General features: G+C 56.2%; 22 protein-coding genes and 2 rRNA genes. 23 read left to right on the top strand and 1 reads right to left on the bottom strand.

What is annotated here, in order from left to right; translation table 11 throughout:
* The 23 genes from BLQ99_RS13990 to BLQ99_RS13885 form a co-directional block, all read left to right on the top strand.
* Positions 1 to 246, top strand: a 23S ribosomal RNA gene (locus tag BLQ99_RS13990); the annotation flags it as partial.
* 72 nt (positions 247 to 318) lie between these two features.
* Positions 319 to 435, top strand: a 5S ribosomal RNA gene (gene rrf, locus BLQ99_RS13985).
* Positions 436 to 607: 172 nt separating this feature from the next.
* Positions 608 to 1201, top strand: coding sequence for a 3D domain-containing protein (locus tag BLQ99_RS13980; protein WP_093692035.1), 594 nt, complete (start codon positions 608 to 610; stop codon positions 1199 to 1201).
* A gap of 46 nt (positions 1202 to 1247) precedes the next feature.
* The gene (locus tag BLQ99_RS14985; protein ID WP_171904698.1) at positions 1248 to 1421 is read left to right on the top strand and encodes a hypothetical protein; all 174 of its coding nucleotides are present in this window, start codon (positions 1248 to 1250) and stop codon (positions 1419 to 1421) included.
* Between the two features lie 186 nt (positions 1422 to 1607).
* Positions 1608 to 2624 carry a TRAP transporter substrate-binding protein gene (locus BLQ99_RS13975; RefSeq protein WP_093692033.1) on the top strand — a complete coding sequence of 339 codons (1017 nt, stop codon included), beginning with the start codon at positions 1608 to 1610 and terminating at the stop codon, positions 2622 to 2624.
* Between the two features lie 113 nt (positions 2625 to 2737).
* The gene (locus BLQ99_RS13970) at positions 2738 to 2947 is read left to right on the top strand and encodes a helix-turn-helix domain-containing protein (protein WP_093692031.1); all 210 of its coding nucleotides are present in this window, start codon (positions 2738 to 2740) and stop codon (positions 2945 to 2947) included.
* A gap of 63 nt (positions 2948 to 3010) precedes the next feature.
* The gene (locus tag BLQ99_RS13965) at positions 3011 to 4024 is read left to right on the top strand and encodes an ROK family protein (protein ID WP_093692029.1); all 1014 of its coding nucleotides are present in this window, start codon (positions 3011 to 3013) and stop codon (positions 4022 to 4024) included.
* Between the two features lie 179 nt (positions 4025 to 4203).
* Positions 4204 to 4704, top strand: a complete 501-nt coding sequence (locus tag BLQ99_RS13960; RefSeq protein WP_093692027.1) for a TRAP transporter small permease — start codon at positions 4204 to 4206, stop codon at positions 4702 to 4704.
* A complete protein-coding gene (locus tag BLQ99_RS13955) occupies positions 4704 to 5993 on the top strand; it encodes a TRAP transporter large permease (RefSeq protein WP_093692025.1) in 1290 nt (429 codons plus the stop codon). Before BLQ99_RS13960 ends, BLQ99_RS13955 begins: the two co-directional genes overlap by 1 nt.
* A 53-nt stretch (positions 5994 to 6046) precedes the next feature.
* Entirely contained in the window at positions 6047 to 7066 is a 1020-nt protein-coding gene (locus BLQ99_RS13950) for a TRAP transporter substrate-binding protein (RefSeq protein WP_093692023.1), read from the top strand.
* A gap of 160 nt (positions 7067 to 7226) precedes the next feature.
* Positions 7227 to 9065 carry a sensor histidine kinase gene (locus BLQ99_RS13945; RefSeq protein ID WP_093692021.1) on the top strand — a complete coding sequence of 613 codons (1839 nt, stop codon included), beginning with the start codon at positions 7227 to 7229 and terminating at the stop codon, positions 9063 to 9065.
* Complete coding sequence (locus BLQ99_RS13940) at positions 9062 to 9808, top strand: response regulator transcription factor (protein WP_093692019.1); 747 nt, start codon at positions 9062 to 9064, stop codon at positions 9806 to 9808. Before BLQ99_RS13945 ends, BLQ99_RS13940 begins: the two co-directional genes overlap by 4 nt.
* Before the next feature lie 333 nt (positions 9809 to 10141).
* Positions 10142 to 11380, top strand: a complete 1239-nt coding sequence (locus BLQ99_RS13935; protein WP_093692017.1) for an ROK family transcriptional regulator — start codon at positions 10142 to 10144, stop codon at positions 11378 to 11380.
* A gap of 18 nt (positions 11381 to 11398) precedes the next feature.
* On the top strand, positions 11399 to 12484 hold the full coding sequence (locus BLQ99_RS13930) for a M24 family metallopeptidase (protein WP_093692015.1): 1086 nt from the start codon (positions 11399 to 11401) through the stop codon (positions 12482 to 12484).
* A gap of 27 nt (positions 12485 to 12511) precedes the next feature.
* Positions 12512 to 13324: a 5-deoxy-glucuronate isomerase gene (iolB, locus tag BLQ99_RS13925; RefSeq protein ID WP_093692013.1), complete on the top strand. Its 813-nt coding sequence runs from the start codon at positions 12512 to 12514 to the stop codon at positions 13322 to 13324.
* Positions 13325 to 13507: 183 nt separating this feature from the next.
* On the top strand, positions 13508 to 15034 hold the full coding sequence (locus tag BLQ99_RS13920) for a tagaturonate reductase (RefSeq protein ID WP_093692011.1): 1527 nt from the start codon (positions 13508 to 13510) through the stop codon (positions 15032 to 15034).
* 3 nt (positions 15035 to 15037) lie between these two features.
* A complete protein-coding gene (locus BLQ99_RS13915) occupies positions 15038 to 16525 on the top strand; it encodes a UxaA family hydrolase (RefSeq protein WP_093692009.1) in 1488 nt (495 codons plus the stop codon).
* A gap of 40 nt (positions 16526 to 16565) precedes the next feature.
* The gene (locus BLQ99_RS13910; protein ID WP_093692007.1) at positions 16566 to 18074 is read left to right on the top strand and encodes a tagaturonate epimerase family protein; all 1509 of its coding nucleotides are present in this window, start codon (positions 16566 to 16568) and stop codon (positions 18072 to 18074) included.
* Between the two features lie 269 nt (positions 18075 to 18343).
* Complete coding sequence (locus BLQ99_RS13905) at positions 18344 to 19327, top strand: tripartite tricarboxylate transporter substrate binding protein (RefSeq protein ID WP_093692005.1); 984 nt, start codon at positions 18344 to 18346, stop codon at positions 19325 to 19327.
* Between the two features lie 79 nt (positions 19328 to 19406).
* Complete coding sequence (locus BLQ99_RS13900) at positions 19407 to 19853, top strand: tripartite tricarboxylate transporter TctB family protein (protein WP_171904697.1); 447 nt, start codon at positions 19407 to 19409, stop codon at positions 19851 to 19853.
* A 9-nt stretch (positions 19854 to 19862) separates the two neighbouring features.
* On the top strand, positions 19863 to 21353 hold the full coding sequence (locus tag BLQ99_RS13895; protein WP_093692001.1) for a tripartite tricarboxylate transporter permease: 1491 nt from the start codon (positions 19863 to 19865) through the stop codon (positions 21351 to 21353).
* Positions 21354 to 21365: 12 nt separating this feature from the next.
* Positions 21366 to 22361 carry a 2-dehydro-3-deoxygalactonokinase gene (locus BLQ99_RS13890; protein ID WP_093691999.1) on the top strand — a complete coding sequence of 332 codons (996 nt, stop codon included), beginning with the start codon at positions 21366 to 21368 and terminating at the stop codon, positions 22359 to 22361.
* 245 nt (positions 22362 to 22606) lie between these two features.
* Positions 22607 to 23377, top strand: a complete 771-nt coding sequence (locus BLQ99_RS13885; protein ID WP_093691997.1) for an IclR family transcriptional regulator — start codon at positions 22607 to 22609, stop codon at positions 23375 to 23377.
* Positions 23378 to 23457: 80 nt separating this feature from the next.
* Here BLQ99_RS13885 and BLQ99_RS14845 read toward each other — a convergent pair.
* Positions 23458 to 23740 (bottom strand): IS30 family transposase (locus BLQ99_RS14845; RefSeq protein WP_143005909.1); only part of this gene is annotated, 283 nt, incomplete at its 5' end.

The raw sequence follows: 23740 nt of genomic DNA, 5'->3' as shown, positions 1-23740 counted from the left end.
AGTACGAGAGGACCGGAGTGGACGGACCAATGGTGTACCAGTTATACCGCCAGGTGTACAGCTGGGTAGCTACGTCCGGAACGGATAAACGCTGAAAGCATCTAAGCGTGAAACCGGCCTTAAGATGAGGTCTCTCACAGTGAAGACTGGTAAGGCCCCTTGTAGAAGACAAGGTAGATAGGCCAGGAGTGTAAGGCGGGCAACCGCTTGAGCGGACTGGTACTAATCGGCCGAGGGCTTGACCTAAACAAGGCAAAATACTAAAATGCGTAAACAAAATCTTCTGTGCAGTTTTGAGGGATTTTCCCCAAATAAATATCCGGTGTCGATAGCTACGGGGACCCACCTGTTCCCATACCGAACACAGCAGTTAAGCCCGTAAACGCCGAAAGTACTTGGCTGGAGAAGGCCTGGGAGGATAGGTAGACGCCGGTTACACAAAAGAGCACCTAACACTAGGTGCTCTTTTTTACAGACAGTTATCTTTTTTCGCCCATCTGCCTGTTGGTAGATGGGCTTTTTACATATCGTTCTGGGTGGTTTTTGCATTATTATGATAGTTTAGTGCCAAACTAAAATTAAAGATACCCAAAAGGGGGATACTGCCATGAAACATAAAAGTCACCGCAAACGTATTAAACGGCTTAAACGCAGGTATCGCCGGCTGGCGGCCGCACTCGCCGGAGCCGCGGTTCTTACGTCGACGATGCTGCCGGGACTTCCTGCCGCGGTTGCCCATGCCGCCGTTAATCCCAATGCCGACGCCCCGGTCGCGACGCAGCAACAAGTTGGACAAGATCAGGCGAAAGATCCCGCGCAGATTAACGCTAATGCCCAGAAAAAGCAAGTGACGGCTCGCCAAACAGCGCCGAAAGAATTTGAACAGGTTTTGGATATTGTCGCGACAGCGTACGCGCCAGGCCCTCACGACAACGACCAATGGGGAGACAGAACATACTTGGGTACCAAAATTCGGCCAGGTGTTATTGCCGTTGACCCCGACGTTATTCCGCTGGGCTCGCGGGTGTATATCCAGTTTCCTGACGGCACCGGCCAATATGCCGTAGCTGAAGACACCGGCGGGGCGATAAAGGGCAATCGTATTGATATTGCCCTGCCAACAGTGAAGCAAGCCGAAGATTTTGGCATCAAAAACGTCAAAGTATATGTGCTCAGCACAACGGATACACAGAAAGCCTAACTACCATAAACCACCACTTTTTTGCCGGCCCGGAACGGAGAAAATAATGCGTAAGGAGGTGGTCTACATCGATAAAAAGCGTCGGATATGGAACATGGTAGACCGGGACCAATTGGGCTATGACGCTGTATATGACAGCGAGCCTAACGGCACGCCGCATGAGGGTCCGCGGATTCGCAACCAGGCATTGAATGTGAATACTGATGACGCGAATATGTAATAGCGGCGTAGGCCGCTTTTTTTTATTAAATTTTTCAGTATTTTCCTAAATAAAACACAAAATTTTCTAAAAAAACCTTATTATTTGAAAAAGAAAAACCCCGTACAATGAAGATGGACGGGGTACGTCCCGCCTGTTGGTGCAGTCGGGATGCCCGAACAAATTTTAGGAGGGGAATTTTACATAATGAGGGGCAAGAAACTATTTGCCGCGGCGCTGTCGCTCCTGGTAGCCGGTGCGGTCCTGGTTACAGGCTGCGGCGGGAGCGCCAAGACGACAGGCGAAAAAAAAGAAGGCGCCAAGTATACCTTCCGGCTGGCCGAAACGCATCCACCTGATTATCCCACTACGCTGGGCGACAAAAAGTTTGCCGAACTGGTCTATGAGCGGACCAACGGCCGTATCAAAATCGAAGTATTCCCTTCCGGCCAGTTGGGTGAAGAAAAGGCCGTCATCGAACAGGTGCAGTTAGGCGCCATCGAGTTTACGCGCGTAAGCGCCTCGCCGTTGGCCGAATTCAATAAGCAGCTTGGCGTACTGTCGCTGCCGTACATTTTTGACAGCGACGAGCATATGTGGAAGTTCTTAAGCAGCGACATGGGCAACAAAATGCTGGACGGCCTGGAGACATCCAAGATGAAGGGCCTGGCTTATTACAGCTCCGGTTCGCGCAGCTTCTATGCCCGCAAGCCCATTAAGAGCCTTGATGACCTGAAGGGCCTGAAAATCCGCGTCCAGCAAAGTAAAATCAATATGGATATGATCAGCGCCCTTGGCGCCAGCGCGACGCCGATGCCCTACGGCGAAGTCTTCAGCGCCCTGCAGACCGGCGTAATTGACGGCGCGGAAAACAATTATCCCAGCTACTACTCTTCAAATCACTACCAAGTGGCCAAATATTACCTTCTCGACAGGCACCAGCGGGTACCCGAAGTGCTGCTGGTGAGCAAGGCTACCTGGGATAAACTGTCGGATGAAGATAAGAAAATCATTAAACAGGCCGCGCTTGATTCGGTCAAGACTCAGCGCGAACTGTGGGATAAATTTGAGAAAGAAGCGGAGGCCAAACTGCGAGCCGCCGGTGTAACCATCACCGAAGTTACCGATGTTAAGCCCTGGCAGGCGGCCGTTAAACCGGTTATCGACAAATATGGCCCCGAATACAAAGAAGTGCTTGAGGCCATTGACAAAGCCCGTAAATAACGAAAACAGCGGTGCCGCCGGTTTTTGCCGGGGCACTGCTGTTTTTTTGGTGCCGGTCAGCCTGCTGCTATGAATTTTAACGGCCGGCCTATATTTCCGGCAGGATGTACCAGATGGACAAAGAATTAACATTTAAGGATAATTATGGATTTACCAGGCAGGTGACGGTTATGACGCGCGGGCCCGGCAACAATAAATATGTAAAGAAGCTTAACCGCTTGAATGTGCTGAATATCATTAAGGAGCGGGAACCGGTGTCGCGGCAGGAACTAGCCAATCTGACCGGGCTGACGTCGCCGGCTATCACCGGTATTGTGAGGTAGCTCATCAACCAGGGGTTGGTGAAGGAAGTAGGGCTTGGCCGGTCACAGGGCGGGCGGCGGCCAATGGAGCTGTGCTTTAATCCTGCCGCCGGCTATGTTATCGGCGTGGAGATAAGGCGACACGAAACGACGATTGGGATCGCCGATTTGAGTGGCCGCTGTGAAAAAGTAACCAGCACCGCAATCGACATGAGCGAACCCGACCAAGGGCTTAGTTGCCTTATCCCGGTGATCAAAAAAATATTAAATGACCGGGATTACGCACGCTATCGCTTTCTTGGCCTAGGCATAGCGTTTCCCGGCCTTATCAACCGGGAAGGAACGGTGCGGCGGGCCGTCAACCTGGGGCCGGCCTGGCAGGGATACCCGCTCCGCGAGCGGTTGGCCGCGGCGCTTCCGCTGCCGGTGTTGGTTGAAAACAACGCGAACGCCGCCGTTATCGCCGAACGTTGGGCCGGGGCCGGGCGGGGGGTTTCCGATCTGGTATATATCAACCTGGGCGAAGGCATCAGCGCCGGTATTCTCTGCCATGACACCCTTCTGCAGGGGTATCAGGGTTATGCCGGCGAGATTGGCCATATCGTCGTCCAGCCTGGCGGCCAACTCTGTAACTGCGGCAACCGTGGCTGTCTCGAGACGGTTTGCGCTATTCCGGCCTTAATCGAGCGGGCCAACCGGGAAATTCCGCTGCTTGACTGGGCGGAGCCGCTTAAACGGCATTGGCAGGAGCAGGGAGTACTCACTATCGATCACCTGCTCGCGTATGCGGGCGACCCGGCTTCTTACGCCGGTCAGCTTATGTGGGGGGTCGGCCGGAAAGTAGGCATAGCGGCGGCCAATATCATCAACCTGTACAATCCGCAGGCCCTTATTATTGGCGGCAAGCTGGCCAAGGCCGGCGATGTGCTGATGAAAGGTATTATGGAAACAGTGGCGGCTAACGCTTTCCCGGAAATGGCCCAAGCCACCTATATCGGCTGGTCGGCTTTTGGCGAGCGGGCCGGCCTGTACGGCGCTTGCGCCCTGGCGTTGCGGCTGGTTTTTGCTTCGCCTGATTCGCCGCTTTGGGAAGCGTAATATAACATGGATAAATTGGCATAAGCTGCTGCGATTGTAGGCAGCTTTTTATTATTGTTAACCACATTTTAAAATTAACCTAAAAATAACACAAAATATTATAAAAAAATATGGTGACAAGTTTCGACTCTTTGCCGGTAAAATAGGTATGAAAAATCTAACGCAAAGGGGGAGATGGGGTGCAACTGTTACGCCGGATTGCGCTGGCTCTGGACACGGCGCTGGAAACATTTGCGTTATTGGCCTTGCTGTCCATGATCCTCATCGTCACCATGACGGTTTTTACACGCAAGCTGTTTAACTTTGTGTTCTTCTGGTCGGAAGAAGTAACGCTGCTGTTATTGGTATGGTTTGCCTTCATGGGCATCGCCATTGGTTTTCGTGAAGGACTGCACTTGGCTATGGACACCATCACCGGCTTGTTCCCCAAATGGCTCAACAAAGGGCTGGACAAACTTATCCAGCTTAGCACCTTCGCTTTTGGTCTTTATTTGATTATTCAGGGTTGGGACTTTACCGTCTTAATGCATGAATCCACCCTGGCGGCCACCAAGCTGCCCAATAGTATGCTGTATGCCGTCATGCCGGTGACCGGCTTCATGGTTTGCGCCTATTCCGCTCTCCAGTTCTTCGGGGTAGATACCAAACGTCACCAAGGTTTAGAGGAAGGAGCGGAATAATGGATCATAGCATTGCGATTACTATCTTAGGCGTCAGCTTTGTCGTGCTGATGCTGCTGCGGTTTCCGATCGCCCTAACGCTTGTCGGTTCGACGATGCTCACCGTTCTCTATCTGGACATCCCGCTGCCGGTCGTCGGCCAGCAAATGATCCAGGGGATTAGCAGCTTTTCGCTGCTGGCCATTCCCTTCTTCATCCTTACCGGCCAAATCATGGGCGAGGGTGGCCTGGCGATTCGTCTTGTCAATATGGCCAACCTCCTGGTCGGTCGGGTGCGCGGCGGTTTGGCGCTGGTCAACAGCGTCGCCTGCATGTTCTTCGGTAATATTTCCGGCTCCGCCGTGGCCGACGCTTCCTCGGTCGGTTCGGTTATGATTCCCATGATGAAAAAGAAAGGTTATGATGCCGACTACGCCGTCGGCGTCACCATCTCGTCCGCTATTCAGGGCGTCGTCGTGCCGCCCAGCCACAACCTGGTATTATATTCTATTGCCGTCGGCGGCTTATCGATTAAAGCGCTGTTCCTTGCCGGCATTATTCCCGGACTAGTGCTCCTGGCCTCCTTGATGGTTACCGGGTATATCATTGCCGTGAAACGGGGGTATCAGAAGAGCGACCCGGTGCCGCGCAGTGAAGTTCCCGGCATTCTGCTGCACGGCATCGTCTCCATGACCCCGGCGGTTATCATCCTCGGCGGGATCATTTCCGGATGGTTTACGGCTACCGAATCCGGTGCCCTTGCTGCTACCTACGCCTTCATCCTGGCCTTCGGCATTTACCGGGAAGTACCGCTCAGCCGGATGTGGCCTGTGCTCAAGCGCACTTTCCGCATCGTGCTCATGGTGTACTTCCTCATCGCCGCGTCTAACGCTTTCGGCTGGATTATGGCCTATCTCAAGCTGCCTGACCTTATTACCCAGGCTTTCCTCAGTGTCTCGGACAGTCCCTTTGTCATCCTGCTGATGATCAACATTCTCCTGCTGCTTTTAGGCGGCCCGATGGACATGGCGCCGATGATTCTCATTCTGTCGCCTGTCTTGCTGCCGGTTGTTACCAAGCTGGGCATGGATCCCATCCAGTTCGGCATTCTCATGATCCTTAATGCCGGCATGGGTCTGCTTACCCCGCCGGTCGGCACCGTGCTGTTCGTCGGCTGCGCCATCGGCAAGATTACCGTCGAACAGGGAACGAAAGCGATGTTGCCCTTCTTCTACGGCATGATTGTCGTGCTCATGCTTGTCACCTATGTGCCGCAATTGTCGCTCTGGCTGCCCAGTCTGTTTAAGTAGCCGTGTACCTAGGGGATACTCTCCCACAATATTTACCGAAGGAGATGAGATACATGAAAGGCAAAAAACTTGTAGTGGCTGCCCTGTCCCTGCTCGTCGCCGGTTCGCTGCTGCTCAGCGGTTGCGGTTCCAAAAGCGGCACGCAAGGCGACAAGAAAACGGAAGGCGCCAAGTACACCTGGCGCCTGGCGGAAACGCATCCGCCCGATTACCCCACTACCCTTGGTGACAAGAAATTCGCCGAACTCGTGTATGAGCGTACCAACGGCCGTATTAAGATTGAAGTGTTTCCTTCCGGCCAGCTAGGTGAGGAAAAGGCCGTTATCGAGCAAGTGCAGCTCGGCGCCATCGAGCTCACCCGCGTCAACGCCGCGCCGCTGGCTGAATTCAATAAGAACTTCGGCGTTCTCTCCCTGCCCTATGTCTTTGACAGTGAAGCACACCTCTGGAAATTCCTCCAGAGCGATACCGGTAATAAACTGCTTGACAGCCTTGAGAAATCGAAAATGAAGGGCCTTGCCTACTATGATTCGGGCGCTCGTAGCTTCTATGCCCGCAAGCCCTTAAGCAGCATCGACGACCTCAAAGGCCTGAAGATCCGCGTCCAGCAGAACAAAATTAACATGGAAATGGTTAGCGCCCTTGGCGCCAGCGCTACGCCCATGCCTTACGGCGAAGTGTTCAGCGCCCTGCAGACCGGGGTAATTGACGCTGCGGAAAACAACTATCCCAGCTACTTCTCTTCCAACCATTATCAAGCCGCTAAATACTATATTCTTGACAAGCATCAGCGCACCCCGGAAGTGCTCCTGATCAGCAAAACCGCCTGGGATAAGCTGTCGGACGAAGACAAGAAAATTATCAAGCAAGCCGCGCTTGACTCTGTCGCATTCCAGCGCGAGGCCTGGGCTAAGTATGAAAAAGACGCTGAGACCAAACTGCGCGCCGCCGGCGTAACCATTACCGAGGTGAAAGACGTCAAGCCCTGGCAGGATGCGGTCAAGTCGGTTATTGACAAATATCGCGACGAGTACAAAGAAATGCTTGACGCCATCGACCAGGCCCGCAAGTAACAGTAATTACTTCCTTTGCCTACCTCTCCATTTAATATACTCCCTTGCTCACGCCGGAAGGCCTTTGTGCCTTCTGGCATTTTTTTACGGGCTTGTGCCAAAAGGGGAAGGACGATTGGCAGCGAAAATATAAAATTAAAATGCTATCAGGAGCAATGCCGTGAGACTACGCCGCTGGACCGCCTATCTTCTGGGGCGCGATTGGTTTATGAAGAACCGGCCGCTGGCTACTAAACTGTTTGTTTTTTCCGCGCTGCTTGTCGTTATTCCCTTGGTACTGGTCGGGCTGATTTCTTATTACCGCTCTTCGCTCGAACTGGAAGAAGAAGCCCGCCAATACAGCTGGCAAGTCATCGAGCAGGTCGAGACCCATATCGAATATTACATCCGCGACCTGGAGATCAGTTCGCTGAAAATTGTCAACCACCCTGATATGGTCCGTCTGCTGCGGATGCAAACGGCCGAGGAAGCGGTGCAAAGCGGCATCCGCGCCGACATTGAGCGGATGCTGAAAAATGCCGCGTATTCCCGTGCCGACATTACCAATATCATCGTCATTGTGGACAATGTCCAGGTTTTTGACGTGGCCGGGACGAACGCCGCCTATCCGGTGGACAAACTGACCGGCGAGTATTGGTACAACTTGGTTCCGAACAACGGCAGCCCGCTGCTGATCAGCCGGGTAAGCGAATGGCGCGGCCGCAAAGAGCCGGTCATTTCCCTTGTCCGCCGCATTTACAGTCCGCAAACGCTCCAGCCGCGGGGCATGCTTATCATCGACATTAACTTCAAGCGCCTGCGGGAAATCGCTGACAAAGTATCGTTTAAACACAATGGCCATTTATTTATTCTGGATGGGGAAGGCTATTACGTCTATCATCCTGACGATAGCCGCCTGGGCCAACAAATCGCCGGCCCGGACCGGGAAATACTGAAGGGCGAGCAAGGATGGCTTATTACGGACGGTAAGGACCGCCGGTTCCTTACCTACAGTGCGTCGTCATATCTGGGCTGGTGGTTTGTCACCTCTATTCCCTACCACGAACTGACCCGGGGGGCAGCGCATATCGGCCAGACCATTGCCTGGACGATTATCGTGACACTAGTGGTTGCTTATCTTCTCGGCATCGGGTTTGCCGCCTCGCTCATCCGGCCTATCCGCCGCCTGCAGCATGTCATGAAGAGCGTGGAAGTAGGCAATTTCAGCGTGCGGGCCGCCGTTGAGTCTGAAGATGAAATCGGTGATCTGGCGCGGGGCTTCAATAAAATGGTGGAGCGCCTGGCCGGGCTGATGGAAGAAGTTTATTTTACCAAACTGCGCGAAACCGAGGCGCGGCTGGGCCAGAAGGAAATGGAACTTAAGGCCCTGCAGTCCCAGCTTAACCCCCATTTTCTTTGCAATACCCTGGAGACAGTGCGCGGTATGGCCCTGGCCCGTGATATGGAAGACATCGCGACCATCGCCGCGTCGCTCGGGCAACTGCTCCGGTACAACTTGCGCAGTCACGCCCTGCTTGTGCCGCTGCGGGAGGAAGTTAAGTTTTGCCAGTTGTACTTGCAGATTCAGCAGTTTCGCTTTGGTGACCGGTTCACGTATAATCTTGATATTCCTGAATGGGCTTGGGATCTGCAGATTGTGAAGTTTTCGCTGCGGCCGCTTTTGGAAAACTGCTTTGCCCACGGCTTTCAATACGGTGAGGCGCCGCTCGTCATCACTTTGTCTGCCCGGCGGGAGGGAGAGGATGCCTATATCGTCGAAGTGGCGGACAACGGCGCCGGTATGGAACCGGCCGTGCTGGAACGTATCCGCGCCGACTTGAAGCAAAAGGATGTTACGGCCGGCGGCCAGAGCATCGGTATCGTCAATGTCCACCGCCGCATCGTCCGCTTGTATGATGAGCGGTTTGGCGTCATGGTTGACAGCCGGCCGGGGCAGGGCGCCGTCGCTATATTGCGGCTGCCGCTCATTTATGCCGGATCGGAAGGAGGCGCCGTATGAATCGTGTGCTGATTGTTGATGATGAACGCTGGGTGCGGGCGGCTCTGCGCTGGACGGTGGATAAAACCGGTCTGCCCTTTACCGTCGTCCATGAATGTGCTGACGGCCTGGAAGCGCTGGACTGGCTCAAAACCAACCAGGTGGAACTCATCCTTAGTGACATCCGGATGCCGGTCATGGACGGGTTGGCTTTTGTCCGCGAACTGCGCCAGCGCCAGTCCCGCCAGGATGTTATCCTCATTACCGTCCACGACGACTTTCAATTTGTCCAAAATGCCATCCGTCAGGGCGTATGTGATTATCTGCTTAAACCGGTCGAACTGCCGGCGATGAAAGAATGTCTGGAAAACTGGCTCCAGCGGCGCCGCCGCGAAGCGGCGGTGGCCGCCTGCCCGGATGAGCAGGCCCTGTCGCCTATCCAGCAGGTGCTGCGCTATCTGGCGGAAACGCCTCTCGGGAACATCAATTTGACCGATGCCGCCCGGCGCATCCACATGAATCCCAGTTATCTTAGCCAGCTCTTTAAACAGGAAATGCAGGTCTGTTTTGTCGACTATGTGACCGATCTGAGGATGAAAGAGGCTAAGCGGCTGCTGGCCACCACGACGCTGCGCATTTCGGAAATTGCCGACCGGCTTGGTTATGCCGATCTGGCCTATTTTAGCAATATCTTCAAAAAACACACCGGCTATAGTCCTTCCGAATACCGCAAGCAACAGGTAAAACCGGAAAGGGCTAAGTGAACCGCTGGCCTGGCGAGCCGCGCTTACCGCGGCGCCGGGCCATTATTTGTATCAGAAAGTATAAGTTCTTAGCCGCAAAGTTCGCGAAGAGCGCGAAGATCTGCAAAGGATTTTTTTGGTGCGACATGCGTCGCGCCCGGTCTACCCTTTACGGCCTTTGTGGTTTTATAAAAAGGTGCGTCTGCGCTTTTTTTATTTTTGCCCAGTCAAGATTTATGAGATTGGCAGGAATAATACGGAAAAGCGCGAATTAAATTAACAACAAATAGTTAATTAACTTAAAAAAGTCCAACGGCAGTCCGGGTAGCGCCGGCCGGCGAAAGGAGAGGAAATGTGACCAATAACGGAGCCAACAGCAAATACGTCAAGAAGCGCAACCGCATCACCGTACTTAATCTTATCAAGGAGCATGGTCCTATTGGCCGGCAGGAACTGGCGCAAATCACCGGCTTGACGCCGCCGGCCATTACCGGCATTATCCGTGAACTCCTCGATCTCGGCTTGGTACAAGAGGTCGGTTATGGCGAATCAAGGGGCGGCCGCCGGCCGGTAAAGCTGACCTTCAACAGCAAAGCCGGTTATGTTATTGGGGTGGAGGTAACACGCGGCGAAACGGCGGTCGGTGTTGCCGACCTTATGAACGACCCTACGGACATTGCGCGCCATCCGCTTGATATGAGCGAGCCTGCTGGCGGCCTGGTCAGCCTGGTCGAACTTCTGCGGCGCATCATGAATGATCAGGGCGAGCAGGGTCGGTCGTTTGTGGGGGTGGGAGTAGCCTTTCCCGGACTGGTGCAGGCCAAAACCGGCACCGTGCAGCGGTCGGTCAACCTCGGTCCGGCGTGGCGAAACTATCCCTTGCGGGAAAAACTGGAGGATGCGTTGGGCCTGCCGGTGTTCATCGAAAATAACTCCAACGCCTGCGTTTTGGCTGAACGGTGGTTTGGCGGGGGCGTGAGCTGCCGTGATTTGGTGTACATTAACCTTGGCGAAGGCATCAGCGCCGGTGTTATTCTCGATGACCGTATCGTGCAGGGATTTCAGGGTTATGCCGGCGAGATCGGCCATATTGTTATTGACGACAGCGGTCCGCTCTGCAATTGCGGCAACCGCGGATGCCTGGAAGCGCTGTGCAGCGTCCCGGCGCTAATTAAGCAGGCCCGGCGCGACTTGCCCGGCCTGGCCGACGGCGATCCACTCAAAGCGCGGTGGCAGACCAGCAGAGATATTGAGCTGGCCGACCTTTTGACCGCGGCTCAGCCCGGGACCTATGCCGGTGAACTCTTAAGCCGGGCGGCGCACTGGGTCGGGCGAGCCGTGGCTGCCGTTATTAATCTGTACAACCCGGAAGCCGTCTTCCTCGGCGGGCGCCTGGCCGGGGCCATGGCACGGTTTGAACCCGTGCTGCTTAATGCTGTGGCGGCCCACGCTTTTCCGGAAATCGCCGGCGCAACGCGGATTGCGGTTTCGTCACTGGGTGAATACCCTGGCGTCATCGGCGCCTGTGCCCTGGCGCTTAAGGGACTGTTGCACCTGCCGGAAGCGCGGCTGCTGGACGCCCATTTAGAATAACGAAAAGGGGGTTTTACAATGGCGTGGTCCAAATCCGAGTTTGACCAAAAACTGGCCCGGCTGCGCTCCTTTATGGCGCAGGAAAACGTGGCCAACCTGCTGATTACCGGCCAGACTAACTTTTGGTGGCTGACCGGCGGCCGCCCCTTTGTTAACCAGGCTGTGGAAAAGGCCTGTGCCGACCTGTTGGTGACGGCGGATAAGGTATATCTGGTGGCCAATAATATTGAGGCTGACCGGCTGCTGACGGAAGAGCTGAGTGGCTTGCCGCTGGAAAAGGCAGTCTACTCCTGGTGGGAGGCGGCCGGCGCCCAGAGCATGGTGCGGGAAATTACCGGCGGCGCCCCGGTCGTTACCGAAGGCGAAGTAGCCGCTAAGCTGGCCAGACTGCGCTGGAACCTGTTGCCCGAGGAGCGGGTCCGCTTCGCCGATGCGGCGAAAAGTGCAGCCACGGTCGTCGAGGAACTGGCCTATGCGATCAAGCCGGGAATGAGCGAACTGGAGATTTCCGCTCTCATGAAAGAAAAGGCTGCCGCCGCGGGCGTAAGCGCCTTTGTCAGCTTGGTTGCTGCCGATGAGCGGGCCTATCAATACCGGCACCCGCTGCCCACAGACAAGAAGGTGCAAAAGTACGTCATGCTGGTAATTTCCGGCCAAAAGCACGGCCTGTACGCTTCGGTCACCCGCCTGGTTCACTTTGGTCCGGTACCGGCCGACCTTAGGGCCCGGCACCAGGCTGTTGCCAATGTGGATGCCGCCTTTATCGGCGCTACCCGTCCGGGCGCCAAAGTGAGCGATATTTTTGCCATTGGCTGTCAGGCCTATGCTGACATGGGCTTTGCCGGCGAGTGGCAGTATCATCACCAGGGCGGTCTGGCCGGCTATAATTCCCGCGAATTGCGCGCTTCGGCCGACTGCGCCGAGATCGTGGCCAGCGGCCAGGTCTATGCCTGGAATCCCACTATTGCCGGGGTCAAATCCGAGGATACGATTCTTGTTGCCGAGGACGGTCCCGTCGTGTTGACGGCGACTGGGAAATATCCGGTTATTCAAGCTGAGTATCGGGGCTTCAGCCTCGACCGCCCCGCCATCCTTGAGCGCTAGCTCACACTATACAGAGGAGGTATATTCATGAGTTATTTTTATCCTGCCAAAGAACAAAAAGGGTTTCGCCAGGTCATTCCCGTCGGCGAGAAAACGGCCTATACCGGCTTTGGCCTGCTGAAGCTCGCCGCCGGTGAAAGCTACGGCGCCGAGACCAAAGGGGAAGAGGTCGTACTGGTGCTGCTCGCCGGTAAGTGCCACATCACGGTCAACGGCCAAACTTTCGATAACTTGTCCCGCAAAGATGTTTTCGCGGAAAAAGCAACAGCCGTCTATGTACCCATCAATAGCCGCTGGGAAGTGGCCGCGCTTAGCCCCAACCTGGAGGTGGCCGTCCTGTCCGCCCCGGCCGAGCGCCAGTTTGCGCCCTTCATTATCCGCCCGGAAGACGTTATTTTCAACCACCGCGGCGTCCTTAATTGGCAGCGCGACGTGTATGACATCATGGTCGCCAATGTCGAAGGCAAGGTCGACCGCATCGTCGTCGGCGAAACTTACTCCTTCCCCGGCCAGTGGTCCAGCTATCCTTCCCACAAACACGACACGCAAAACCTGCCTTACGAGTGCCAGATGGACGAAATCTATTACTTCAAGGTTAAGCCCACCGAGGGTTTTGGCGTTCAGATAATGTATAACGATGACCTGTCGCTGCGCGAGGCCTACATGATTAAGGACGGTGACGCCGTCGCCCTGCCGGCCGGCTATCATCCCGTGGCCGCTGCCCCCGGCTTCCAGGTATACTACCTGTGGGTCATGGCCGGTCCGCATGGCCGCCAGCTCACTCCCAATGACGATCCCAAACTCAAATGGCTGCAAAACATCCCAGCGATGCTTAAATAGGCATCAATAACATCAACATTTAACCGCGGAGGGCACAGAGAGCGCGATATGCATCGCGCGAAGAATAAAAAAAGATTTTTCCTCCGTGTCCTCCGCGGTTCTTATAATCACTATTTTGACGTTACCAGTGTTCAATATATTCAGTAGTTTATTGCGATATGTTTACAAGAGAGGAGAGAAACGATGGCAAAATTAAATAAAGAACTGCTCGCGAGCGGCTTTGCTTTTCCGGCCGGTCTTGCAGTGTCGCCGTATCCCGCCGACCTGCCGGAGCGCGTCATCCAGTTTGGCGAAGGCAATTTCCTGCGGGCGTTCGTCGACTGGATGTTTCATAAACTCAACCGGCAGGGCCTGTTTAACGGCCGGGTAGTTGTCGTGCAGCCGATCGCCGAAGGCCTTGTCGACAAAATTAATGCCCAGGACGGCCTGTATACCCTGCTCCTGCGCGGCCTAGAAAACGGCCAACCGGTAGAATATAAGGAAATCATCACCTCCGTCAGCCGGGGCATTAATCCCTACGCCGACTGGGACGCTTTCCTCAAGTGTGCCGAAAATCCGGACATTGAATACGTAATTTCCAACACCACCGAGGCGGGAATTGCCTACGACCCCAATGACCGCCCCGACATGCGGCCGCCGGCTTCGTTCCCTGCCAAACTGGCCGTGTATCTTTATCACCGCTTCCGGCACTTTAACGGTGACCCGGCCAAAGGCATGGTCATCCTGCCGTGCGAGCTCATCGACCGCAACGGCGACAACCTGAAGAAAATTATTTTCCGCCTGGCCGATGAATGGCAGTGGCCGCAAGACTTTAAGGACTGGCTGGAAAATCACAACTACTTCCTTAATACCCTTGTCGACCGCGTTGTAACCGGCTACCCCAAAGACGAAGCCGCCGCCATCCAGGCCCAGCTTGGCTATGAGGACGACCTGCTTGACACCGGTGAATTATTCCACTTGTGGGTCATTGAAGGTCCCGCCGGGCTGGCCGAGCGTCTCCCCTTTACCCAAGTAGGGCTTAACGTTGTCTGGACCGACGACATGACGCCCTACCGGACGCGCAAGGTACGGATTTTGAACGGCGCCCACACGGCGGCCGTCCCGGCGTCCTTCCTCTATGGCCTGGAAACGGTCGGCGAAATGATGGATCACCCGGTGATGGGCAAGTTTGTCCGGCAGGTGGTCGACGAGGAAATTATTCCTTCGATCAACCTTGATAAAGGCATGCTGACCGACTTTGCCGCCGCGGTGATGGAGCGATTCCAGAACCCGTATATCAAGCATTATCTTATCAGCATTCTGCTCAACTCCTCGTCGAAATTCAAGGCCCGGGTGCTGCCCTCCATCCTTGAATACCACGCCAAGTTCGGTAAATTGCCGGAAAAACTGACCTTTTCGCTGGCCGCCCTGATCGCGGTATACGCCGGTGGCAAGATCGACGGTTCGGCGATGCTCGCCCGGCGGGCCAAAGGCGAGTTTACCATGCGCGACGACCTGCCTGTCCTGGAGTTTTTTGCCCGCACCTGGGCGGACTGCGACGGCAGCCCAGGCGGGGTGCGCCAGGTAGCTGCGGCCGTGCTGGCCAACACTGCCCTGTGGGGCGAAGATCTTACCCAGGTGAGTGGTCTGACGGACAAGACGGCCGACTACTTGTATCAGATTGTTACGGACGGCATGCAGGCTGCGGCGGCGCGGCTCGTCGGGAGGTAAGCCATGGCGCTGTTACAGCTTCATGAACGGGATAATGTTGCCGTCGCCCTTCGCGACATCAGGCAGGGGGAAACGATAACGGCGGGTAATACCACCGTTACCGCCCGGGAAGATGTTCCCAAAGGCCATAAGATTGCCCTCCGCAACTTGCAGCCGGGCGAGCATGTCATAAAATACGGCTTTCCCATTGGCCACGCGACTAGCGGCGTAGTAGCCGGCCAGTGGCTTCACTCGCACAATATGCGCACCAATTTGGGCGAGATCTTGGCATACGAATACAAGCCTGAGCCGCCGGTGGTAAGCCCTGTCCCCTGCCGCCACACCTTCCGCGGCTATCGCCGCCCGGACGGCCGGGTCGGGGTGCGCAACGAAATCTGGATCATTCCTACCGTCAGTTGCGTCAACCGCACCGCGCAGCTGCTGGCCGCGCAAGGTAGCGCCCTAGTCAAGAATATGGCCAATATCGACGGCGTTTTTGCCTTTCCCCATCCCTATGGCTGTTCGCAGCTCGGCGACGACCACCGGGCGACGCAAGCCATCCTGGCCGACTTGGTCAACCACCCCAATGCCGGTGCCGTGCTGGTCCTCGGCCTGGGCTGCGAGAACAACAACGTGCCCGAGTTTCAAAAAGTGCTGGGCGGCTATAACGCCGACCGCGTCAAATTCCTGGTCACCCAGGAGGTGGAGGATGAAATTGCCGCCGGAATGGAGCTGCTATCCGACCTCATCGCCTACGCCGGCCAATTTGCGCGGGAGGATTGCCCGGCGTCCGAACTGGTGGTAGGCCTTAAGTGCGGCGGCTCGGACGCTTTTTCCGGCATTACGGCCAACCCGCTGGTCGGCGCTTTCTCCGACCTCCTCATCGCCTGCGGCGGCAGCACGGTGCTGACCGAGGTGCCGGAAATGTTCGGTGCCGAGACCATTCTCATGAACCGGGCCCGGGATAAGGCTGTATTTGATAAGACGGTCCGCCTGATCAACGACTTTAAAAACTATTTTATGGCTTACAACCAGCCCATTTACGAAAACCCCTCACCCGGCAACAAGAAAGGCGGCATCACCACCCTGGAGGAGAAATCGCTGGGGTGCACGCAAAAAGGCGGCCGCGCCACCGTGGTCGACGTGCTTGGCTACGGGGAGACGGTCAAGCGCAAAGGGCTTAATCTACTTAACGGTCCGGGCAATGACGCGGTGGCGGCCACGGCGCTGGCGGCGGCGGGCTGTCACCTGGTACTGTTTACCACCGGGCGTGGCACGCCGCTGGGGACGGCGGTGCCGACGGTTAAAATTGCCACTAACAGCGACCTGTTCCGTCGCAAAACTACCTGGATGGACTTTAATGCCGGCGAACTATTGGAGGGCAAAAGCCTAGAAGCGCTGGCCGACGAGTTTTTCGCCTATGTGCTGGAAGTGGCTTCCGGTCGGCCGACCAAAGCCGAGAAAATGGGCTTCCGCGAAATTGCCATCTTTAAAAACGGCGTAACGCTGTAAGCGGCGGACCGGTTCAAAACGGACACTGAGGAGTAAGGCCATGCAAACAAAGGAAGAACTCAGACGGACAATCCTGAGCGAATTTGGCGATTACCGCATTTACCCGGAATCCATCTACCGCGCCGGCGGCTGCGTACTGTTTCTCGCCAAGGACGAAGGGCAGAAGCTGCTTATCGTCGTCGAGGAAGAGGCTGGGTCGGCTTTTGACCGCTTCGTGGGCCCGCAGGTGTATCATCCGTCCGGCAAACGGGTCAAAGAAGCGCCCTTGCAGCCGGTCAATGCGGCCATCGTTCGTGAGCTGCTGCCGTTCACCGCGCCGGTGGCGCTGGGCGCCACCGGTATGAGCCTGGGGCTGGGCGACCGTTTAGGCATCGCTTCGCCCGGTCACCTGCGGCTTATCAAAAAAACCGGCGTCCGGCCGGTCCTCGCCCAGCAATCGGTGCGGGAGCTGACGCTGACCAACCGTACCTACACCGATGTCCTGGACGCCGCTACCTGGGCGGTGCTGCAGGAAGGGTACGAGAGCGGCTTTGGCGCCGACGGCGACCACCTGAAAACAGCGGAGGAAATCAGGGGCGCCCTTGACCTTGGCTTCACCATGATTACGCTCGACGCTTCGGCCCATATCGACAACACGGTGGGGCAAAAGAGCGCCAAACAGGTTGCTGACCTGTACCATACCTTGCCGGCCGATTATACGGCCGACATGGAGGAGTATTACCTGGGCAAGGCCTTCATTATCGGCGGTATGGCCATCACTTTCGATACCGAAACGCTGCAGCGGCTGGTGCTAACCTACGGTAAGGCGCTGGCTTTCATGGGTTACATTTATCACACCCTCATCGCCAACGCCGGGCGGGCAGTGGATTTTGAAATCTCCATTGACGAGACGGCCACGCCGACGACGCCGGCGGCTCATTATTTCGTTGCTTCCGAGCTTGGGCGCATGGGCGTAAAATTTACCAGCCTGGCGCCGCGCTTCTGCGGCGAGTTCCAGAAAGGTATCGACTACATCGGCGATCTGCACCAGTTTGCAGAGGAGTTCAAGAGCCACGCCGCCATTGCCGACCATTTCGGCTACCGGCTAAGCATCCATTCGGGCAGCGACAAGTTCAGCGTCTTCCCCGTCATCGGCCGATACACCCGCGGGCGGGTGCATGTCAAGACGGCCGGCACCAACTGGCTGGAGGCCCTGCGTGTGGTTGCCCGGATTAATCCTGCCCTTTTCCGGGAGATTTACGCTTTTGCGCGGGAAGTCTTTGACGAAGCGAAAAAGTATTACCATGTCACCACCGACCTGACCAGGCTGCCGGATGTGGCCGCCATGGCCGATGACGTGCTGCCGACGGTGCTCGACCATAACGATGCCCGTCAGGTGCTGCATATCACCTACGGTCTGGTGCTGACGGCCGCCAACGCCGACGGATCCTACCGCTTCAAAGACGACTTGTATGAGCTTTGGTTCGACCACGAGGACGAATACTATGCGGCGCTGGAAAACCACATTGGCCGCCACCTTGCAAAATTGACCGAAAACCTAAAAGATTAGCAGACTACTGGGAGACGGTTCCCGCTTGCCCTATGGGCAGGCGGGTGACCGTCTCTGTTTTTTTGCCCTGGCCGTAGGCTTATTGTGCTGCGGTTGGGGAAAGGGGATGCAAATAAGTCAATTTTTAAAATAAGTCAAGTCTGCCCCCCGCAATTGGTAAAATTTGTTCCCAAAAGCAGGAAAAAAATAACTATGACCGAATATTAATAAATGAAAATGATTTCTGAAAATGCCTTATCAAAGGCAGCTAAGGAGAAGGAGAGGAAAAGATGAAGGCCAAATCCATCATCGCGCTGCTGCTGGTCGTTGTTATGGCAGTAGCCCTTGCCGGTTGCGGTGGCGCGCAGAAAACAGAGGCCCCCAAATTCCCCACCAAACAAGTAGAAATCATTGTTCCGTATGCGGCCGGCGGCGGCACCGATCAGGTCGCGCGCGCCCTGGCCAACAGCGCCAAGGATATCCTTGGCCAGCCGGTGGTCGTCGTCAATAAAGTCGGCGGCGGCGGGGCCGTAGGCATGAGCGAAGGCGAAAAGGCCAAAGCCGACGGTTACACCGTCACCATGATTACCGTTGAACTGGTTACCTTGCCGCATCTTGGCCTGGCGCCCATCAACTATCAGAACTTTGAGCCCATCCTCCGCGTCAACATGGACCCCAGCGCCGTCACGGTGCGGGCCGACGCTCCCTGGAAGACGCTCAAGGAGTTCCTCGACTATGCCAAAGCCAACCCCGGTAAAGTGCGGGTCGGCAACTCCGGTCCCGGCGCTATTTGGCACTTAGCGGCCGCGTCGCTGGAGCAAAAGGCCGGCGTTCAGTTCACCCACGTTCCCTTTAATGGTGCTGCTCCGGCCATTACCGCTCTGCTGGGCGGCAATGTCGAGGCCGTGACCGTCAGCCCGGCCGAAGTGTCCGCCCAAGTGGCCGCCGGCCAAGTGCGCGTCCTGGGCGTCATGAGCGACAAGCGGGCTAAAGCGGTTCCTGACGTTCCCACTCTGAAAGAGCAGGGCATCGACCTTGTCATCGGCACCTGGCGCGGTCTGGCCGTGCCGAAAGGCACACCGGCACCGGTCGTGAGGACGCTCCACGATGCCTTCAAGAAGGCCATGGAGTCTAAAGCCTTCACCGACTACATGGATAAGGCCGGCCTCGGGATCGGCTATCTGTCCGGCGAGGACTATAAAGCCAGCCTCAAAGTGGAAAACGACAACTTTAAGGCCCTCATCGAAAAACTGGGCCTGAACAAAAAACAATAACATGGATGATGGGCCAAGCGGCGGCGCTTGGCCCAGCCCTTATTTTTGCGAAAATATTTCCAGATTATGGAGTGAGATAATGCGAACAGGAACTTATGCTGCGGCGCTACTCTTGATTCTCCTGTCGGCGCTGGTCTGGTACTGGTCGGCGGATTTTCCCGCCAATATTATTCCCAATGTACCGTCGCCGGCCTTTTTTCCCCGTGCCGTTGCCCTGGTGCTGGCCGTGCTGGCGCTTTTGATTATGGCTACCGCGCGGCGGGACAGCGACGAGCCGCTATTTAACCTGGCCGAGCCGGGGTTTAAGCGGGTACTGGCGGCGCTGGCCATTACGACCGCCTACTGCCTGCTTCTCAATATAGCGGGTTTTCTGGTTTTAACGCCCGTCTGTCTGGTGGCGCTGATGCTGCTGATGGAACCGGGGAAAATCGTGCCGAAAATCTTGGCGGCGGTGGCAGCGACTGCCATTATCTATCTTTCGTTCCAGGTACTCCTGGATGTGCCGCTGCCTGAGCTTGCCTGGTAGGAGGACTGTATGGGAGACTTAATTTTGGGGTTTATCACCGTTCTGCAGCCGTCCATGCTGCTCATCATCGCCGCCGGGGTGCTGGGCGGGATCATCATTGGCGCGCTACCTGGCCTGACGGCAACCATGGGGGTGGCGCTGCTGGTACCGCTTACTTTTGGCATGAACGCCGTTGCCGGCCTTGTCCTGCTTGTCGGCATCTACTGCGGCGCTATTTACGGAGGGTCCATTTCCGCCATTCTCCTCCGTACGCCGGGGACGCCGGCGGCGGCCGCCACCGTCATCGAAGGCTACATGCTGGCCCAAAAAGGCCAGGCCGGCAAGGCGCTCGGCATGTCAACCATCGCTTCCTTCTGCGGCGGCATGTTCAGCGCTCTGGCCCTTACGTTCATCGCGCCGCAGCTCGCCAAGATAGCCTTGTCTTTTGGCCCGCCCGAATACTTCGCGCTGGCGCTCTTTGGCCTCAGCATCATTTCCAGTATTTCAGGCGACCAGGTGCTCAAGGGTTTGGCGGCCGGTTTCTTCGGCTTGCTGCTGGCCACCATCGGCATGGACCCGATTACCGGCTACCCGCGGTTTACTTTTGACAATGCCAATCTCCTAAGCGGTATTTCCTTTATTCCGGTGCTCATCGGCCTCTTCGCGGTGTCCGAGGCGCTGGCTACCACTGAGTCAATGATCAGAAGTTTTAACATCGACGTAAAAATTGCCGGCAACTTGCCTAGCCTGGACGAACTGAAGCAATGCGCCAAGACCATTCTCAAAGGCTCGGCCATTGGCACCTTCATCGGCATCATCCCCGGCGCCGGCGCCGACATCGCCGCCTTCGTTTCCTATGGCGAGTGCAAGCGCAGCTCCAAAGACAGCGACAAATTCGGCACCGGGGTCCTGGAAGGAGTAGCGGCGCCGGAATCGGCGAACAACGGCGTGACTGGTGGCGCGCTGGTGCCGCTCTTAACCCTGGGCGTGCCGGGCGACGCCGTGACGGCCGTGATGCTCGGGGCGCTCATGCTGCAGGGACTCAAGCCCGGACCGATGCTGTTTAAAGATAACGCCGACGTGGTATACTCGCTCTTTGCCGGACTCATGGTGGCCAATGGCTTTATGCTGCTGTTCGGCCTCTTTGGCGTTAAATACATCGCCAAAGTGGTAACCGTCCCCAAGCCAATCCTGACGCCGATCATTTTCATCCTCTGCGTCGTCGGCTCCTATGCCATCAACAACAGCCTGTTCGACGTGCTGGTCATGATGGTGTTCGGCGTTATCGGCTACCTCATGCAGAAACTGAAGTTTCCTATCTCGCCCATCGTCCTGGCCCTAATTCTTGGGCCCATGGCCGAAGGCGAGTTCCGCCGCAGCCTGGTTATGTCCCAAGGCGACCCGAGCATTTTCTTCACCCGTCCCATCTGCCTGCTCTTTTTCGCTTTGGCCGCGATCTCGATCGTCGGCTCCTATCTGGCCCAGCGCCGCAAGGAAAAGGCGACGGCTATAGCGCAGTAGGGTGATGACGTTATGTACATCGCAACGATCGACACGGGGACGACTAATACCAGGATAAAGGTGTGGCATGACGGCACTGTCTGCGGGCAGGCGGCCGCGGCCGTAGGCGTTCGCGACACCGTCCTCACCGGCAGCCGCGTTAAGCTAGAGCAGGGCGTGCGTGCCTGTCTGGAAGCGGCGTTGGCGGAGGCCGGTATTTCCCGGGAAAAGCTGGGGCTGGTGCTGGCGTCAGGCATGATAACCGCCAACGTCGGCCTGTGCGAAGTGCCCCACGTGCCGGCGCCGGCCGGCGTGCGGGAGGTGGCGCGCGGGATGGTGTCGGCCGTAATCCCGGAAGTGCTGGACGGTCCCATCTGGTTCGTACCGGGCGTAAAGAATGCTGTGGGTAAGGTGAGCCTGGAAACCTGCGAAGAGATGGACATGATGCGGGGCGAGGAAGTCGAGACTATCGGCATCATGGCCCAACTGGGCTTAACCGGGCCGGCGCTCGTCGCCCTGCCAGGCTCGCATTCGAAATATATCAGCATCGATGAAACCGGCCGCATCACCGGCTGCCTGACGACCCTGGCCGGCGAACTGCTGGACGTTATCACCCATCATACTTTGCTGGCCGACGCGTTGGGCGGCGCGTTTGCCGACGCAATAAACCCGGCCATGCTGCGCCAAGGGGCGGCCTACGCCCGCGCGGTGGGGCTGAGCCGGCTGTGTTTTACGACGCGCATTCTTCATCTGTTTACCGACTTAAGCCGCAATGACAAGGCCAACTTTCTGCTGGGCGCGGTGCTGGCTGCCGATCTTGTGGCCCTGCGGGGCAGCCGAGCCATAAAGATTGGCCCGGAAATACCGGTGTGGGTAGCGGGGAAACCCGAGCTGCGCCAGGCGCTGACGTTACTCTTCGGCGATGATCCGCACTTTCGCGGCCGGGTGTGCGAGGTAGACGACGCCGTGCTGCAAAACGCCGCCGGCGTCGGGGCTATTGCCGTCGCCCGCGCCCGGGGATTGGTGTAGGGAAAAGCAAGCGGGTTACCGCCAAAAGCGCCGGAGCCATGCCGCTCCGGCGCTTTTTTGCGGGCCCGGTCCGGGCAGTGGGTTGCTATCCCGCCGGCGGGGACGGATGATTGCGGCAAAATAGAGATTGCATCCGGTCCATAAATAATTGATAATCAAAGTAAAAGCGACAGATTTATCATGTTTATGCCGGCTGACAGAGGCGAACAACGAACTAAAAATACGCAAACGGGAGGCGAGAAGAAATGGCGGGTAATGCTAAACCGGCAATTGTAAAATCGGCGTCGCGCACGCTTGATATTATCGAATTTATCGTGAATAGTGCCAAGCCGCCAACGTTCACGGCCATCCAGGAATTCCTGGACATACCGAAAAGCTCCCTGTCGTATCTGCTGCAGGAATTAGCCAATCGCGACTATATCCAATTCGATGCGGATACGCGGGTTTATTACCCTGGCGCGAAATTGATCAAGCTTAGCGCCTCGTGCATCAATAATACCAATTTGTCCCGGGAAATTTGGCTGGGGATTAAGCGGTTGAGCGATGAACTGGGGGAAACCACCCAAGCCGGTTTATTGGAGGGACGGTTTGTCGTCTATATTGCCAAATGCCAGGGGAGAAAGGACATCAGCGTAACCACGGTAGGCTTCAAAATTCCTGCTCATGCCACGGCCCTCGGGAAAATGATGTTGTCTGCCCTGAGCGAGGATGAACTGAAAGCCCGCCTGGACAATGTTCAGCTTGAGCGGTATACGGAAAACACGATAGTATCCTATGACCAACTGTTGGCGGAACTTAAACAAATTGCCCGACAAGGTTACGCGATTGACAACCAGGAAATTATACCGGGCGGCATCTGCGTGGCCGCGCCCATCTTTGACAAATCCAATAAAGTTGTGGCCGCGATGAGCGTGACGGTACCCGCCATTCGCGCTACCGATGAATTTTTGCAGGAACTGATTGATAAGGTGCGGGCGGCGGCAATCAATGTGTCGCTGCGGCTGGGGAAAATATAGTGGCTTCAAAAAAAGAAAAAAATCTAAATTGCAATAGCAAATGCAACACCCTGTAAAATTAACGGTATATAAAGAGGCTATCAAGAAATTTGGGCCAGTTCCTCGTCAAAGCATTGCTGAGGAGTTTTATAGCCGAGTATTTTGCGAGGCAGATGATTACACCAATTCTGAATACGCTGAATGACAGAGGCAGCCAAAGCTGCTATGCTGGTCCCTTTGGGGATAAATCGGCGGATGAGACCGTTATGGCGTTCATTCGTGCCTCTCTCAAAGGAAGAATAGGGATGAGCAAAGTATACGCTGGTGTTATGGCTCTTTAAAAATGCGTCCAGTTCGGCAAACTCCGACCCGTTATCGGCAGTG

The organism is Sporolituus thermophilus DSM 23256 (assembly GCF_900102435.1).
In the GTDB taxonomy this organism is placed as follows: Bacteria; Bacillota; Negativicutes; order Sporomusales; family Thermosinaceae; genus Thermosinus; species Thermosinus thermophilus.
This window is presented reverse-complemented; position numbering and strand designations above follow the sequence as displayed.